The sequence below is a fragment of the Pseudoalteromonas sp. UCD-33C genome (assembly GCF_001306895.1).
Lineage (GTDB): Bacteria > Pseudomonadota > Gammaproteobacteria > Enterobacterales > Alteromonadaceae > Pseudoalteromonas.
On record NZ_LJTB01000005.1, the window covers coordinates 167,936 to 185,621 of the forward strand.

The 17,686-nt window shown below is 42.2% G+C and carries 14 protein-coding genes; 2 read left to right on the forward strand and 12 right to left on the reverse strand.

The window, feature by feature from the left end:
• Positions 1–126 precede the first annotated feature (126 nt).
• A complete protein-coding gene (gene rpmA, locus AOG26_RS12360; protein ID WP_054551015.1) occupies positions 127–384 on the reverse strand; it encodes a 50S ribosomal protein L27 in 258 nt (85 codons plus the stop codon).
• Positions 385–400: 16 nt separating this feature from the next.
• Positions 401–712, reverse strand: coding sequence for a 50S ribosomal protein L21 (gene rplU / locus AOG26_RS12365; protein ID WP_036965957.1), 312 nt, complete (start codon positions 710–712; stop codon positions 401–403).
• A gap of 410 nt (positions 713–1,122) precedes the next feature.
• Between rplU and ispB the strand changes: the two genes are divergently transcribed.
• Positions 1,123–2,094, forward strand: coding sequence for an octaprenyl diphosphate synthase (ispB, locus tag AOG26_RS12370; protein WP_054562777.1), 972 nt, complete (start codon positions 1,123–1,125; stop codon positions 2,092–2,094).
• 89 nt (positions 2,095–2,183) lie between these two features.
• Here the strand turns inward: ispB and mdh are convergent, their stop codons facing one another.
• Positions 2,184–3,119, reverse strand: coding sequence for a malate dehydrogenase (gene mdh / locus AOG26_RS12375; RefSeq protein ID WP_054562778.1), 936 nt, complete (start codon positions 3,117–3,119; stop codon positions 2,184–2,186).
• Between the two features lie 225 nt (positions 3,120–3,344).
• Here mdh and argR point away from each other — a divergent pair, with 225 nt between their 5' ends.
• A complete protein-coding gene (gene argR, locus AOG26_RS12380; protein WP_054551012.1) occupies positions 3,345–3,812 on the forward strand; it encodes a transcriptional regulator ArgR in 468 nt (155 codons plus the stop codon).
• On the opposite strand, the gene AOG26_RS12385 is transcribed toward argR, so the two are convergent.
• The 9 genes from AOG26_RS12385 to pdhR all read right to left on the reverse strand — a co-directional run bounded on the left by AOG26_RS12385 (position 3,809) and on the right by pdhR (position 17,328).
• Positions 3,809–4,708 carry a Dyp-type peroxidase gene (locus AOG26_RS12385; protein WP_054562779.1) on the reverse strand — a complete coding sequence of 300 codons (900 nt, stop codon included), beginning with the start codon at positions 4,706–4,708 and terminating at the stop codon, positions 3,809–3,811. The two genes, argR and AOG26_RS12385, sit on opposite strands and share 4 nt — an antisense overlap.
• A 61-nt stretch (positions 4,709–4,769) precedes the next feature.
• Positions 4,770–5,813: an ABC transporter ATP-binding protein gene (locus AOG26_RS12390; protein WP_054562780.1), complete on the reverse strand. Its 1,044-nt coding sequence runs from the start codon at positions 5,811–5,813 to the stop codon at positions 4,770–4,772.
• Positions 5,810–7,444 (reverse strand): ABC transporter permease, encoded by a 1,635-nt coding sequence (locus AOG26_RS12395; protein ID WP_054562781.1) that lies wholly within the window; start codon positions 7,442–7,444, stop codon positions 5,810–5,812. The genes AOG26_RS12390 and AOG26_RS12395 overlap by 4 nt, the downstream gene beginning before the upstream one ends.
• A 77-nt stretch (positions 7,445–7,521) precedes the next feature.
• Positions 7,522–8,526 carry a Fe(3+) ABC transporter substrate-binding protein gene (locus AOG26_RS12400; RefSeq protein ID WP_054562782.1) on the reverse strand — a complete coding sequence of 335 codons (1,005 nt, stop codon included), beginning with the start codon at positions 8,524–8,526 and terminating at the stop codon, positions 7,522–7,524.
• A 790-nt stretch (positions 8,527–9,316) separates the two neighbouring features.
• Positions 9,317–9,979, reverse strand: coding sequence for a tRNA-uridine aminocarboxypropyltransferase (locus AOG26_RS12405; protein WP_054562814.1), 663 nt, complete (start codon positions 9,977–9,979; stop codon positions 9,317–9,319).
• 327 nt (positions 9,980–10,306) lie between these two features.
• Positions 10,307–11,731: a dihydrolipoyl dehydrogenase gene (gene lpdA / locus AOG26_RS12410; RefSeq protein ID WP_054562783.1), complete on the reverse strand. Its 1,425-nt coding sequence runs from the start codon at positions 11,729–11,731 to the stop codon at positions 10,307–10,309.
• Between the two features lie 188 nt (positions 11,732–11,919).
• Positions 11,920–13,818, reverse strand: a complete 1,899-nt coding sequence (gene aceF / locus AOG26_RS12415) for a pyruvate dehydrogenase complex dihydrolipoyllysine-residue acetyltransferase (RefSeq protein WP_054562784.1) — start codon at positions 13,816–13,818, stop codon at positions 11,920–11,922.
• Between the two features lie 9 nt (positions 13,819–13,827).
• Positions 13,828–16,494, reverse strand: coding sequence for a pyruvate dehydrogenase (acetyl-transferring), homodimeric type (gene aceE / locus AOG26_RS12420; protein WP_054562785.1), 2,667 nt, complete (start codon positions 16,492–16,494; stop codon positions 13,828–13,830).
• An 84-nt stretch (positions 16,495–16,578) separates the two neighbouring features.
• Positions 16,579–17,328, reverse strand: a complete 750-nt coding sequence (pdhR, locus tag AOG26_RS12425) for a pyruvate dehydrogenase complex transcriptional repressor PdhR (RefSeq protein ID WP_036965924.1) — start codon at positions 17,326–17,328, stop codon at positions 16,579–16,581.
• Positions 17,329–17,686: the final 358 nt, after the last annotated feature.

Here is a 17,686-nt window from a genome sequence, read left to right on the forward strand (position 1 = left end):
GTTAATAACTCTATTATATACCTAAGTGCCTTATTCAGCACCCAATGCCAAGGCGCTTAGGTATATATTTATGAGCCTTAAAACAAAAAACCCCGCAAAGGCGGGGTTTTTCAAATATCGAGATGATTACTCAGCTACGATATTTACGTATTTACGGTTTAAAGGACCTTTCTGTTCGAATTGAACTTTACCATCTGCTTTTGCGAAGATAGTGTGGTCTTTACCGATACCTACGTTTGCGCCAGCGTGGAAACGAGTACCACGTTGACGAACAATGATGCTACCCGCTAGAACTGATTCGCCACCAAAACGCTTAACACCTAGGCGTTTGCTTTCTGAATCGCGACCGTTACGAGTACTACCAGCTGCTTTTTTATGTGCCATTTCTCAGTACCTCTAATTAAGCGCTAATGCCAGTGATTTTAACTTCAGTGAACCATTGACGATGGCCCATTTGCTTACGAGAATGCTTACGACGTCTAAATTTAACAATCTTAACTTTCTCACCGCGACCGTGTGAAACAACCTCAGCTGTTACTTTACCACCGTTTACGAACGGTACACCGATCTCGATTTTCTCACCATCAGCAACTAAAAGTACTGAATCAAATTCAACTGCTGCACCAGTTTCAACGTCTAATTTCTCAAGACGAATTGTTTGACCTTCAGTCACACGGTGCTGTTTACCACCACTTTGGAAAACCGCGTACATAATTAACTCCGTCTGTGCGCCCTCAAATCGACGCAACTAAAATATTCTTCAATAGGGCGCGAAGTTTACGCTAATGTGCAAAAACTAGCAAGCCTCTTTTTCGATAAAATGAATAAAAAATAGCTGCATTGAGAGCAATTCAATATTTTCCCCTATTCTATCCTAAAAACACCACATGCCAAGCGGTTTTTACGATCTCATGACAATTAAATTACGCTAATAATACGCACCTTGAAAATTCAAAAAGCTGATCACTTATTAATCAAGACTATAAATTTATCTTGGCTAAATTGATCTCAAATAAAAAACTTTACAGTGTTTTTTTACTGAATCATCACAAAATATCGAGCAAGCGCTTTTTTTGTTGTACAATCAGCCCCGTATACCCATAAATATTGGCTCGGAGATCAATGGATATAAAAGCTATCCAGACGTTAATCGAAAATGAAATGGATGACGTCAATCAACTTATACATGCCCAAATGCGCTCAGATGTCGCATTGGTTAACCAACTCGGTTTATACATAGTAAACAGTGGCGGTAAACGCGTTCGTCCTATGTTGGCCATTTTAGCGGCAAAAGCACTTGGTTATGAGGGCAAAGACCATATTACGCTTGCCACTATCATCGAATTTATTCATACCGCAACCTTATTGCATGACGACGTTGTCGACGAGTCACATTTGCGCCGTGGTACGCCTACAGCCAACGCAGAGTTTGGTAATGCAGCGAGCGTTTTGGTGGGTGACTTTATCTATACACGTTCATTTCAGCTTATGGTTGGCCTAGGTAAAATGCCAATCATGCAAATTTTAGCTGATGCAACCAATGTCATCGCTGAAGGTGAAGTATTACAGCTAATGAATTGTAATGACCCTGACACCACAGAACAAAGCTATATGCAGGTTATTTACAGCAAAACGGCAAAATTGTTCGAAGCTGCAACCGGCCTTGCTGCAATTATTACCGAGCAAGACGAACAAACCCTTGAAGCATTAAACTTATACGGTATGCATCTTGGCACTGCATTCCAATTAGTGGATGATGTTCTAGATTACAATGCTGATGCCGAGCAACTTGGTAAAAACATTGGCGATGATTTAGCTGAAGGTAAACCTACCCTACCGCTTATCTACGCAATGCAAAAAGGCACACCAGAGCAAGTTAAGCTAGTACGCGAAGCAATTGAGCTTGGTAATGGTATGGACCACTTAGAGAGCATTCTAGCGGCATTAGCTGACACTAAGGCCCTTGAGTTTGCAATGCAAAAAGCTGAGCAAGAAGCTGACAAAGCAATTGCTTGTATTGCGTTCTTACCAGACACACCGTACAAACAAGCCTTAGAGAGTTTGGCCCGTATCGCCGTTGCCCGCGATCACTAAACGCTATTTATTCGAGCCATTAAAAAAGCCTGCATTTGCAGGCTTTTTTGTTTTCGGCGATTTAAAAAATCGCCTATCATCTGTCGGAATTAACCGTTGATGAAATCAACACCTTCCTGGATGTCTTTGTTAAGTGTAGCTAGCATGTCGTTTTTAGCTTGCTCTTCGAATGCACTTAACTCACCGTAAGAAAGGATTTCTTCAACGCCGTTCTTACCTAGACGAACTGGGTGTGCGAAGTATGCTGCGTCACCGTTTTCAACTGCAACGTATGCGTAATCAACTACTTCTTCACCTTGTAAGCCTTTAACTAAAGACATACAGAAGCGTGCTGCTGCAGCACCCATAGAAAGAGTTGCTGAGCCGCCACCCGCTTTAGCGTTAACAACTTCAGTACCTGCGTTTTGGATACGTGGAGTTAATGCTGCAACTTCTTCGTCAGTGAAAGTAACACCTTCAACTTGAGAAAGAAGAGGAAGGATTGTAGTACCTGAGTGACCGCCGATCACTGGAACTTTAACGTCAGTTGCGCTTAAACCTTTAAGTTCAGCAACAAATGCTTCTGAACGGATCACGTCAAGCGTTGTGATACCGAATACACGGTTAGCATCGTAAGTACCCGCTTTTTTGAATACTTCAGCAACGATTGGCACAGTGCCGTTTACTGGGTTAGTGATGATACCTACTAACGCTTTAGGACAGTTTTTAACGATGCCTTCAGCTAATGTTTTGATGATACCTGCGTTTACGTTGAAAAGGTCCGCACGGTCCATGCCTGGCTTACGTGGCATACCCGCTGGGATAAGAACGATATCACAACCAGCTAATGCTGCGTCTAGGCTGTCAGCACCAAAGCCTTCAACTTTAACGTCTGTTGGGATGTGAGAAAGATCAACCGCTACACCAGGAACAACAGGGGCAACATCGTATAACGATAATTCAGAACCTGCAGGTAAACTTGTTTTTAATAATAAAGACAATGCTTGGCCGATACCGCCAGCTGCGCCTAAAACAGCAACTTTCATTGGAATTCTCCGTAATTTGAGGTAGGAAATATTTGTGGCCCTAAAGATAATGAAATTAGCGACTAAAAACAAATTTATCCTGCTTATTTCGCGTATAATTTCGACCATAGTTGTAAACTTAGCTGTAAAGACACAGCATTTTGGACGACTTTGTAAACTAATACTGCATAAATATGCAGAGTTGTGTAGAATTACCCTACATTTTATGAATAAAGAAACGACAACATGCAACCACAAGACAAACAAGAAGCACTGATCAAAGCGTTTAAAGCGCTATTAAAAGAAGAAAACTTCGGCTCACAAGGTGAGATTGTCGAAGCATTAAAAGAGCAAGGCTTTGATAATATTAGTCAAAGTAAAGTCTCTCGCATGTTAAGCAAGTTCGGTGCAGTACGTACTCGTAATGCAAAACAAGAAATGGTCTATTGTTTACCGGCTGAAATGGGTGTGCCAACAGCGAAAAGCCCACTGCGTCAGCTTGTTATTGATATTATGCATAACGAAATGATGATTATTATTCGCACCAGTCCAGGCGCAGCACAATTAATTGCTCGTTTACTTGATTCACTCGGTAAAGCAGATGGCGTACTAGGTACCATTGCAGGCGACGACACTATTTTTATCGCCCCTGCGAAGATTTCTGAAATCGATGTAACGCTCGATCGCGTGCGCACTTTATTCGATACCGTTTAAAGTTGCTTTAAGAAGTTTACAGACGGGGCGAAAAACGCAGATCCCATATCGGCTTGAGTAAAATCGAGCCAATGATCATAGCAATCGCCCTGCCCCAAGCGACTCTTTAATACCTGCTCAAACGCATCCCCTTGCGCAGCACACGAAACCATTAAAATTCCCTGCTTATGCACATCACCAAATGGCATGCTTTGGTTTAGCAAAAGTGGCTGGCCATGCTCATCTTTTAATTCACTACGAACCGCATGACTGGTTTCTACAGCAGGCACAATCAAGGTATTATCTAGACGCGTGCGCCCCATGATTTGCTCTTGCTCAGACAACGATAAATGCTGCCAGACACTCAAATCATGCACAAAGCGCTGAACATGAATATAACTGCCTTGGTCTTCAAAGTGACCCGGTTTATCGATAAGTGCTGTACTACGTTTTTGACGGCCATGGGGTGTATCGCCTGCATAAATGAAGCCGTTAAAATCACGTCCATCTAAAAACCGAAAATTACGGACCTGCTCCACCAGCTCAACATCCGGTGTTAATAATTTTAGAATTTGCAGAGCAAATAGATGGTTTACATCTTCACGGTCTGAACGAATTTGCACAAACAAGTCAAATGGCTGCGCACTAATCACATGCTCACTATGAGTCACATTCGGAAAGCTTTGCAATTGGCTAGGGATAAACTCGGGCAGAATATGCGGCCAATACTGAGCGCCAAGGGCAACCACACACGATAGCATGGCTTCTGAGAATTGATCAGCAAACTCATCTTGAATGACGCTAACGCGTTTTAGTTTTTTACGTAATGACTCATCATGGCCATCGTAAACATTAAAAAACAGGTGCAAACCATGTAAGTTTGCTTCAGCACAAATCCCAGATTGCGCTTGCGCCATAGTGAATCCTTAGCTTCTCGTTATTTGCACAAAGCCAAGGATTCAAGATTGTTATTTATTACTAATCATGAAAAAAATTGACTGTGTGCGGCATTATTTTTATTTTTACAGGCTGCTCAACAGCTAACACGCGGTCTTGCTCTGCAGCAACTTCACACTCTTGCCCTGCAATATTGATACGATAAACATAACGCGTACCGATAAAGCGCCTGTGCAAGATAGTTAAACTGTTTGCGTCACTGTGCGCAGCTTCACACAACTGAATATGATGCGGCCTTATATACACTTGGCCTTGCTGACAATCTGCATTGTTCGCCGTCAAAGAGTGAACCACACCAAACGCCGTCTCATATTCAGTTGGCGTTAATACTTTTGCCGTTAAGTATATGCCCGTACCAAGAAACTCTGCAACCACCTTTGAGTTAGGTTGGCTAAATAACTGCTCAGGAGAGCCTTGTTGGGCGATTTTTCCACCATGCATAACCGCAAGCGTGTCGGCAAACGCGAAAGCTTCTTCCTTCGAGTGGGTAACAAATACCGCAGAAACCTGCTGATCTTTAATAATGCGACGTATATCGGCAATAAGCTCAAAACGCACTTGTGTATCAATATTCGAAAATGGCTCATCAAGTAGTAATAAACTTGGTTTGTAAGCAAGTGCACGGGCTATTGCCACTCGTTGCTGCTGTCCACCAGAAAGCTGATGCGGATATCGCTGTGCACAACCATCGAGTTTAACAAGGCTAAGCATTTCATCTACACGCTCGCGCTTTTGCGCTTTACTCATATTGCTTAGGCCAAACGCAATGTTGTCGCTTACAGTTAAATGAGGAAACAACGCATAGTCTTGGAACATCATGCCAATATTACGTTTTTCCGGTGCAACAAACAGCCCACTATCGTTAACCACTTTTGAATCAATACTCATATAGCCTTGCTCAGGTTGTAAAATCCCGGCAATTGCCTTTAAGGTAGTAGTTTTGCCGCAGCCACTTGCGCCAAGCAAACAGACGATTTCATCTTGTTCAACATTGAGGTTTAGTTCACTCAACACTTGAGTCGCATTGTACTGATAAGCTAAGTCTTTAATTATCAAATGACTCATGAGTGATTTTGCTCCATCGAACGATTAACGAAATACAAAGGGATTAACCCAACTAACACGATAAACAAGGCTGAAATTGACGCAAGCTCCAATTGCTCATCACTAACATATTGAAAAACATGAGTTGCCAGGGTTTCAAAATTAAAAGGTCTGAGTAATAAAGCCGCAGGTAACTCTTTCATGCATTCAATAAACACTAACAAGCCAGCTGTTAAAATGCCGCGTTTTAATAGCGGTAAATGTACTCGCCAAAGGGTTTGTAAGGGCCCTTTGCCCATTGATTGACTGGCCATATCTAGCGATGGGCTAATACGTAAAAAACTGCTTTCAAGCGCGCCATGCGCAATCGCATAAAAACGTACAACATAAGCAAAAATCATCGCAAATAAAGTGCCGCTCAAAAGTAATCCTGGTGATAAACCAAAAGGCTCAAGCCAATTGTTTAACGCATCATCCAGCTGAGTTAATGGTAGTAATACGGCAATAGCTAACACAGTACCAGGTAAGGCGTAGCCAGTACTTGCTAAACGTCCTGGGATCAAAGGGTAAGCTTGTTTCGCAATGCGCTGATAAAACAATACCAATAAGCTCAATAGGATAGTTGCAATGCTCACCACAACAGCCACTTTAAAACTTTGCCAAGCGTAATTAAAAAATGCCCCATTCCATGCTTCATCTGCATAGACAATGGCGTATTTAACTAACACCCCAACCGGTAGGATAAAAGCCAATACCAGCACAACTGTGCAAGCCAAGCTTGCAGCCCATGCGGCACTGCCTTTTAAGCGATACAAGGTTGCACTGTTAACGCTTGACTGACGTTCATACACAGCTTGATTACGACGACTAAAACGTTCAACCATGATGGTTAAAAACAAAATCAATAACATGATACCTGAAATTTTCGCCGCTGCCGTTAATGAGTAATAGCCAAGCCACGTATCGTATACAGCGGTAGTGAGCGTACTTACAGCAAAGTAATTAACGGTAGCAAAATCAGCCATGGCCTCCATACTGATTAATGTAACCCCTGCCACAATCGCCCCACGACCAAGAGGCAAACTAACGCGTAAAAAGCTTTGTAATGGTGATAGACCCATCAGCTGACTAGCTTGTACTAGTTTAAAAGACTGCTCTCTGAGTGCCGTTTTAAAAATAAGGAATAAGTAAGGATAGAGTACCAAGGCAATCATAATAATAGCCCCAGATAATGTACGAATATCAAAAAACCAGTAATCGTCTGGTGACTGCCAACCAAACCAGTCTCGAAGGGCGATTTGTACTGGCCCAGCGTAATCTAGTAAGTCAGTATACACATAGGCGATTAGATAAGTTGGCATTGCTAATGGCAGCATTAATGCCCATTCAAATTGCTTACGCCCAGGAAACTCACAATATGCAGTTAACCAAGCTAACGGCAATGCTATTACACAGCTCAGCAGCCCTACCCCTGCAATGAGTATGAGAGTATTACGGGTATAATCCCACAGCACAGTATCGAAAAGGTGCTGAAATACATCTGAATCTCCTTGCAGAGATTCAAATAGTAAAAAGCCTAATGGCGTAACAAGCAACAGGCCAATAAGCCAGGCTATAAGCTGCCAACGCGACAGCGAAAACTTCACATGCATAAGTGGATTAATACCAGATAAAATAAAAGCTGTTAAAAAACAGCTTTTATAAAAATGTGTTACGAGAAATATCCTCGTTATAAATCAAACTTTACTTCGTCAATCAGCTTCAGTGCCACAGGGCGATATTTGCTGATCTCATCAAGAGGAAGGCTATCTTCTTTAAACTCACCCCATGATGCAACCATCTCAGATAATGCAACCCCTTGCTTTACAGGGTATTCCATATTAACTGAAGCATAAATATTTTGCGCCTTATTGTCGGTCATATACTCAACCAGTTTCAAGGCATTTTCAGGGTTTTTAGCATAACGGGTCATAACAACGCCCGATACATTGATATGAGAGCCACGGTTTGTTTGGTTAGGGAAGTTAATATAAACCGCTTCAGCCCATGATTTTTGCTGATCATCTTGCATCATTTTGCCAAAATAATAGCTGTTGCCTAACGCCAGATCGCATAAACCTTCTTTTACGGCTTTGACTTGCGCTCTGTCATTACCTTGCGGCTTACGTGCTAAATTGGCTTTTACGCCCTCAAGCCATTGCTTAGTTTTTGCTTCGCCATGGTGAGCAACCATAGAAGCAACTAAACCTAAATTGTAAGGGTGTTTACCAGATCGAGTGCAGATCTTACCTTTGTATTTTGGATCGGCTAAATCCTCGTAAGTTAATTCAGCAAGTGCACCAACACGCTCTTTTGCAGAGTAAACATTACGTACACGTTTAGTAAGTGCTATCCATTGACCGTCGGCATCACGAAAAGTGCTTGGCACATTCGCATTAACCACATCACTATTAATTGATTGCGTTAAGCCTAAATCTTCTAATTGAATCAGCGCACTAAAATTTGAGGTTAATACTAAATCAGCCTTACTGTGCTTACCTTCACGCTTTACACGCTCAATCAAACCTTTTTTGGCAAAAACCACATTAGTTTTAATACCTGTTTGCTTAGTGAAATCATCCAAAATAGGCTGAATTAAGAATGGTTGACGAAACGAGTAAATATTTACTACATCTGCAGCGAATGTAGGCGCGCTTAATAATGCGCTAAGTAATACTAAGGCTGTTTTCTTCATTTTATAGCACCTAAATAGTAACAATTATCAAAATATTTTACCTAGAGTTAGGGCAAAGTGCACCCGTTTAAACTTATATTTCAATCAACCTAACTGCCATTTAGGAATTTGCATGTAAGACATATCTCACCCACATGGCAGTTATTGAGTAAAAACCACCAGCAAACACTGCACAAAATAACATAAGTACTTGAAATACAAAAACATCTTTTAAATGACAATAAAATAACCAGCAGATTAAGTAAGATTTTGACCTACTCAGCTTCGCCCATTTCTCTATAATTACTTACATCAACTAAGCAAGAATCTTAATGAGTAGATGGATAAGGAAGCATTACTCATAATACCGCGGAATAAGGTTCATTAGGAGAATAAGGAATCAAGGACAGGCTCAGGAAGAGTAACGCAATGGAGTGACAACCTACGGACAACATCAGGATGATGTGGAATGGCATGACAACAGGACGTTGTTATACAGGAAGTTCAAAAAGTGGAATAAAGGACAGGCCGTTAGGGCATCGCAATGGATTTGCAAACAGAGGGATAGTGTCAGGATGGCACGTAAGGGAGTGGTAAAGTAATTACCAGCATGGATGTAAAGGACTAACAAGGAAACAAGGCGGGATTGCCTTATATTGCACAGAACCAATAAGTAAAGTGTAATCGCATGGATTGGCAAAGTTTAGGGAGTTGATTAGATTCAATTGCAGGATGCAAAAAATTAAGAAGATTCCGCAAGCGCGACTAGAGATAGTACGCGCTTTTCTTTTGCCTAAAATTTAGTAAAGAGTTATTGCTCTGGGCGTCCCTTATTACGCTTACCTAGCAGATAAGCATCTCTAAACTTAATAAAATGTTGCTCAAGCTTTTGTGTAGCCTCGTCTTCACCCGCAAGGGCAAGTACCATAATAGCCACCTCAGCGGTGCCTAACTGATGCTCATGCGGAGCAACACGTAATCGATAATCAGATAGCTTTTCAGGCGTAATTGAAAGCACAGGAAAATTATCTAGATAAGGGCTTTTACGGATCATTTTCTTTGCTTCGCGCCAAGTCCCATCTAAAAAGATAAACAAAGGACGCTTACCTTCAACAGGAGTTACTTCGGTGATCACGCGCTCTTCGTCGTCAACATCGCTGGCAGGAAAAATAACCATAGGCTGATACTGAGGATTTGCCAACAAGCTTAATAAGACTTCATCTGGATTTGTTCTATCCCACTTAAAGGCATGGTTATCTGGCACGATTTCAGCAATTAAACGGCCAGTATTTGACGGCTTAAAACTCTCATTATGGTACATAAGTAAACAGACCGCGGCATCACACTGAGCTTGCTCAACGCCTTCACAAATACAATAGTGTTCCGCTAATAAACAACGCTCACAACGCGTTAGCTTTGCTCCTCGCGCTTTAAATTCACGACGAGACTCAGTCATTTGCTGAGCACGAAGCATTAACACTGAATTATTTGAGATAGTAGCCACTGCGTATTTACCAGAAAATTAAACGGCGCGTATTGTAGCTAAAAATATGGGGAATAGATATTAATCAAAGTGGTTAGTGGTTAGTGGTTAGTGGTTAGTGGTTAGTGGTTAGTGGTTAGTGGTTAAACAAGTATAATTCATTTCATGTATGACACGCTTTTGTTCAATTACAAAAAATAAAACCACTCTCTCGATCAACTAACGTCTGACATCTGATATCTAACCTCTAAAAAGCTTATTGTTAAAAACAAAAAACCCAGCCGGGGCTGGGTTTTTAAAAAGATTAGTCAAAAGAACTTACTTCTTTTTAACTGCTTTTTTGTTTGGAAGGTCAGTGATTGAACCTTCGAAGATTTCAGCAGCTAGACCGATTGATTCGTTTAATGTTGGGTGAGCGTGAATAGTTAACGCTAGGTCTTCACCGTCTGCGCCCATTTCAACTGCTAAGCCGATTTCACCTAGCATTTCACCTGCGTTGATACCAACCATAGCACCACCGATAACACGACCAGAGTCTTTATCGAAGATTAGCTTAGTTTGACCTTCAGTACGTGCTGAAGCAATTGCACGGCCAGAAGCAGCCCAAGGGAATACAGCAGTTTCGATGCTTAAGCCTTGCTCTTTTGCTTCTTTCTCAGTTACACCAACCCATGCGATTTCTGGATCTGTGTATGCGATTGAAGGAATGCACTTAGGATCGAAGAAGTGTTTCTGACCAGAGATAACTTCTGCAGCAACGTGAGCTTCGTGAACCGCTTTGTGCGCAAGCATTGGTTGACCAACGATATCACCGATAGCGAAGATGTGATCAACGTTTGTTTTAAGCTGCTTATCAACATTGATGAAACCGCGCTCATCAACGTTAACGCCTGCTTTATCAGCGTCAAGTAATTTACCGTTAGGTGTACGACCAACAGCAACAAGTACTTTGTCGTAACGTACTGCGTCAGCTGGTGCGTTTTTGCCTTCGAATGAAACGTATAGACCGTCTTCTTTCGCTTCAACGCCAACAACTTTAGTAGAAAGCATTACGTTGAACTTGTTCTTAACGTATTTTTGGTAGATCTTGATAACGTCTTTATCAGCTGCTGGTACTAATTGATCAGCAAACTCAACTACGTCGATTTCAGAACCTAGTGCACGGTATACAGTACCCATTTCAAGACCGATGATACCACCACCTAAAACTAGTAGCTTCTCAGGAACGTCTTTAAGCTCTAGCGCACCAGTTGAGTCAATTACACGGTCATCTTCAGGGATGAAAGGTAAGTTAACAGGTTGAGAACCCGCTGCAATAATAGCATTGTCAAAAGTGATTGTTGTTGTACCGTCTTCACCTTCAACAGCAAGTGTGTTGCTGCCAGTGAATTTACCGTAGCCGCTAACTACTTTCACTTTACGCATTTTAGCCATGCCGTCTAGGCCGCCAGTTAGTTGACCGATTACAGACTCTTTCCAATCACGGATTTTGTCTAGGTCGATTTCAGGCTTGCCAAAAGTAACGCCGTGAGATGACATTTCAGCTGCGTCATCAATCACTTTAGCTACGTGTAAAAGTGCTTTTGAAGGAATACAACCCACATTTAGACATACACCGCCTAATGTGTTGCGAGATTCTACCAGTGTAACTTCTAAGCCCAAGTCAGCAGCACGGAAAGCCGCAGAATAACCACCAGGACCACCGCCTAGTACAACAACTTGAGTTTTTAATTCGTTGCTCATGCTATTACCTTAAATGTTTGAACGGGACACTGCCCCTAAGTTTAACTGCCATGTTTCTGCAAGGCAGAAAGGGAGAGCAGATATCTATACCAAGATTGTTCTATGGCAAAGATTGTATCATTGCCAATGGTAAAAATCCCAGCAAAAAACAACTTGCTGGGATTTGATTCTTATAAATTATGAGACGATTACATCACCAATTGACGAATATCGCTCATGTAGCTTGCTAGCGTCACAGTAAAGCGTGCTGCTAGTGCACCGTCAATAACCCTATGGTCGTATGACATTGATAATGGAACCATTAATTTAGGTTCAAACTCTTTGCCATTCCACTTAGGTTTCATTTCTGACTTAGATACACCCAAGATAGCAACTTCTGGTGCATTCACAATTGGCGTGAACGCTGTACCACCGATACCACCAAGGCTTGAGATTGTGAAACAACCGCCTTGCATATCAGATGAAGTTAGTTTGCCGTCACGTGCTTTCTTAGAAATATCCATTAACTCACGAGAAAGTTCAATGATGCCTTTCTTATCAACATCTTTGAACACTGGAACAACTAAGCCATTTGGCGTATCAACTGCAACACCGATATTGATGTATTTCTTCAAGATTAAGCTTTCGCCGTCTTCAGACAGTGAAGAGTTAAACGTTGGGAATTCAGCTAATGCTTTCGCCGCTGCTTTCATCACAAATACAAGAGGTGTGATTTTAACACCCAGCTTTTTCTTCTCAGCAAGCGCATTTTGCTCTTTACGGAATGCTTCAAGGCTTGTGATATCAGCTTCGTCAAACTGTGTAACATGCGGGATTTGCACCCAGTTACGATGTAAGTTAGCACCTGATAACTTCTGGATACGAGAAAGTTTCTTCTCTTCGATTTCACCAAACTTAGCAAAATCAACCTTAGGCCAAGGGATAAGACCTAACTCACCGCCACCAGCATTACCTTTACCTGAAGACAGCTGACCTGACTCAACTTTCTTCACAAGGTCTTTCACGTAGTTTTGTACGTCTTCTTTCACAACACGATTCTTACGACCCGTGCCTTTTACGTTTGCTAGGTTAATACCAAACTCACGCGCTAAACGACGAACAACAGGCGATGCATGTGCATACGCTTTGTTATCTGCAAAACCTTCGTTGCTTGCAGGTGCTGATGCTGGCTTTTCAGCCGCAGGCGCTTTTGCTGCAGGTGCAGGCGCTGCTTCAGCTTTTGCAGGAGCAGGTGCCGCTGCTGCTGGTGCACTACCCGCTACTTCAAATACAAAGACAAGTGAGCCAGTTGATACTTTATCCCCAGCAGCTACTTTGATTTCTTTAACAGTACCAGAAAATGGTGCTGGTACTTCCATTGATGCTTTATCGCCTTCAACGTTTAAGATTGACTGATCTTCTTCAACCTTGTCGCCTACAGCAACCATCACTTCGGTTACTTCAACTTCGTCACCACCGATATCAGGCACGTTAACTTCTTTAGTGCTTGATGCCGCTGCTGCCGGCGCTGCTTCAGCTGGTGCTGATTCTGCAGCAGGCGCTTCTGAACCGCTTGAAGCTGTTTCAAAAACGAAGATTAGAGAGCCCGTTTTCACTTTATCGCCAGTCGCGATTTTGATCTCTTTAACCGTACCCGCCATTGGAGCAGGTACTTCCATTGATGCTTTATCGCCTTCAACGCTTAATAAAGATTGCTCTTCTTCAACCGAGTCACCTACCGCAACCATGATTTCAGTTACTTCAACTTCATCATCGCCGATATCTGGCACAGTTACTTCCTGCACAGCAGAAGCTGCAGGCGCAGCTGCTGGAGCTGGCGCATCTTCTTTAGCCTCTGCAGGAGCGGCAGCTTGTTCTTCACCTTCGAAGATCATGATAAGTGAACCCGTCGTTACCGTATCACCTTCAGCTACTTTAATTTCTTTAACCGTACCTGCTTGTGCAGCAGGTACTTCCATTGATGCTTTGTCGCCTTCAACCGTTAATAACGATTGGTCAACCTCAACCTTATCACCAACGCTAACAAGGATTTCGGTTACTTCAACTTCATCGCCACCGATATCTGGTACATTAATTTCAATACTCATTGGAACCTCTTATGCGTATAGCGGGTTAACTTTGTTTGTGTCGATGTCGAATTTCTTGATTGCTTCAACAACTACTGACTTCTCAACTTCACCACGTTTAGCAAGCTCAGATAGTGTTGCAACCACAACATAACCAGCATTCACTTCGAAGTGACGACGTAAGTTTTCACGGCTATCAGAACGACCGTAACCATCAGTACCTAACACTTTGTAGTTGCTGCTTGGTACGAATGAACGAACTTGTTCTGCGTAGTTCTTCATGTAGTCTGTTGCTGCAACAGTCACGGCATCAGTTAATGCGTCCGTGATGTAAGCAGTCTTTTGCTCTGCTTCTGGATTAAGCATGTTGAAACGCTCAGCGTCTTGACCGTCACGAGTTAACTCATTGAATGACGTTACAGAGAATACATCTGAACCAATACCATACTCTTCGCTCAGGATTTGTGCCGCTTTACGCACTTCAATCATGATAGTACCTGAACCTAGTAACTGTACTTTCGCTTTATCGCCAGCCACAGTTTCAAGCTTATAGATACCTTTACGAATACCTTCTTCAGCGCCTTCTGGCATTGCCGGTTGATGGTAGTTTTCGTTCATTAGCGTTAGGTAATAGAACACGTTTTCTTGGTCTTCACCGTACATGCGACGGATACCGTCTTGCATGATTACCGCTACTTCGTATGCGAATGTCGGATCATAAGAAATACAGTTAGGAACCGTGTTAGCAAGAATGTGGCTGTGACCATCTTCGTGCTGTAAACCTTCACCGTTTAGTGTAGTACGACCTGCCGTAGCACCTAGTAAGAAACCACGTGCTTGTTGGTCACCGGCCATCCACGCCATATCACCTACACGTTGGAAACCAAACATTGAGTAGTAGATGTAGAATGGGATCATTGGTAAATCGTTAGTGCTGTATGATGTTGCAGCAGCAACCCATGATGACATTGCACCTAACTCGTTGATACCTTCTTGTAGTACCTGACCTGATGTTGCTTCTTTATAGTAAGAAACAATGTCACGGTCTTGCGGCGTGTAGTTTTGGCCATGTGGGTTATAAATACCGATTTGACGGAATAAACCTTCCATACCAAATGTACGCGCTTCATCAGCGATGATAGGAACGATGTTTTTACCAATGCCTTTGTCTTTTAGTAACACGTTAAGTGCACGTACAAAGCCCATTGTTGTAGAGATGTCACGTTTTTGCTCTTCAAGTAGTGGCTTAAACGCGTCAACTTCTGGCAATGTTAAGCTTTCAGAAAACTTAGGAATACGCTTAGGTGTGTAACCTTGAAGCGCTTCACGGCGAGCGTGAAGATACTTGTACTCTTCAGAACCCTCTTCAAGAGTAAGATATGGTAAGTCTTTAATTTCTTCATCAGAAACTAAATCTTGTAGACCTAAACGTGAACGTAGGTGCTCAACATGAGTCATGTCCATTTTCTTAACTTGGTGCGCGATGTTTTTACCTTCAGCCGCTTCACCCATGCCGTAACCTTTTACAGTTTTAGCTAGGATCACAGTAGGACGATCTTTGGTTTCTTCCGCTTTTTTGAATGCAGCGTAAAGTTTTGAAGGCTCATGGCCACCACGCTTAAGTGCGAAGATTTCTTCATCAGTCATATCAGCAACAAGTGCTGCTGTTTCTGGGTAACGACCGAAGAAGTGCTCACGAACATATGCACCGTCTTTTGCTTTATATGTTTGGTAATCACCGTCAATCGTTTCGTTCATTAACTGCAGTAATTTACCTGATGTATCTTTAGCAAGTAGGATATCCCAACCACTACCCCATACAACTTTAATCACGTTCCAGCCTGCACCTTTGAATAGGCCTTCAAGCTCTTGAATGATCTTACCGTTACCCATTACTGGGCCATCTAAACGCTGTAAGTTACAGTTGATTAGGTAACATAAGTTATCTAGCTTCTCACGTGCAGCGAATGAGATTGCACCACGTGATTCTGGCTCATCCATTTCACCATCGCCTAAGAAAGCGTATACACGTTGGTTTTTAGTGTCTTTTAAGCCACGACCGTCTAGGTATTTTAAGAAACGAGCTTGGTAGATTGATGCAATTGGACCAAGACCCATTGATACCGTAGGGAACTGCCAGAATTCAGGCATTAACTTAGGGTGTGGGTATGAAGGAAGACCTTTACCATCAACTTCTTGACGGAAGTTGTCAAGCTGCTCAGCTGTTAAACGACCTTCAACAAATGCACGTGCATAGATACCTGGAGAAATGTGACCTTGGTAATAAACTAAATCACCACCATCTACATCGTTTGGTGCTTTGAAGAAGTGGTTAAAACATACTTCATAGAATGCAGCTGAAGACTGGTAAGAAGCCATATGGCCGCCTAAGTCTAGATCTTTTTTCGACGCGCGTAATACGATCATGATCGCATTCCAACGAATGATTGAACGGATACGACGCTCAATGTTTACGTCACCTGGGTAAGCAGGTTCTTGATCTACCGGAATGGTATTAACGTAGTTAGTGGTTGTGCCAGTAGGCATATCAACACCGTCTAAACGGGCTTGCTCTAACACTTGCTCAAGTAAGAATTGAGCACGTTCAACACCTTCTTCGCGCACAACAGACTCAAGGGCTTGTAACCACTCTTGTGTTTCTAGCGCGTCTACGTCAATTTTATTGACTTCAGACATATGGAGGTTTCCTTATGTTTAAAATACTAATTATTTTAATAAATCTTAAATTAAGTAGTTAACTAAACTTAGCTAATCACTTGCTTAATGTTGTTTGGTGCGTCTTAAACTACGTTCAATCCGCGAATGCTCTTTGCCAGCCTCAAGTAAGGCTTCTTCGATAAAGGCTAAGTGAGCATTACTAGCAAGACGTGCTTGCTCTGGGTTTCCTTCAATAACCGCATCCATCAACAGCCGTCTATGTTCTGCGAGCTGCTGGCTGATCTGTGGTTTTTTTAACAGTACAGTTAAATTCTGTAATACATTTTGCTCTAGCAAGGCCTGCATACCACGTACTAAATGTAGCAGTACAACGTTATGAGACGCTTCTGCCACACTAAAATGAAATGCATTAATTGCTTTTGCTTTTTGCACAATGTCGTCATTAACGAGCGCAATGTTGTCAAAGCTTTGTTTTACTTTTTTGAAGTCATTCGTTGTGCCGCGCATAGCTGCATAATATGCTGCAATTCCTTCAAGGGCATGACGAAATTCGAGTAAATCAAATTGTGACTCTGGATGCTTACTAATCAAATCAAAAAGCGGATCAGTGAGCCCCTCTTCAAGCTGATTTTTTACGAACGTTCCACCACCTTGGCGACGCGTTACTAACCCCTTAGCTTCTAGCTTTTGAATTGCCTCACGCAGTGAAGGTCGCGATACTTCAAATTGTTTCGCTAACTCACGCTCAGGAGGCAGCTTTTCGCCTGGCGCCAACGACCCCTCAAGAATCATATTCTCAAGTTGTTGTAAAATTACATCAGATAATTTTGCTGCTTTAATCTTTAAAGACATTTATTAACGTCCGCATTGTTATGCGCTAACCCCATAAATATCGGGTATTTAGCCTTGTGCTTTGACCAAAAAGGTAAATTGGTCATACCAAATTTGTCGCATACGTTATCAAAAACCCGTATTTCTGTCAATTTCACTACGTTCAGCGCCTAGTTACACCCTAACGTAATTCGTCTAAAGATTAAACAGTATGGATTAAAGTGGCTTTTTCTGAAGGAAAAAACAATAAAAAATAAATGGTCAGACCAGATTAAACGGCAGAACTTTTAGTGGTCAGGTATTAGATTAGTGGTCAGGTATTAGATGTTAGATGAATTGAGTAGCTTTGTAGCAGCGGGTTTACCCCGCATCGTTGAAT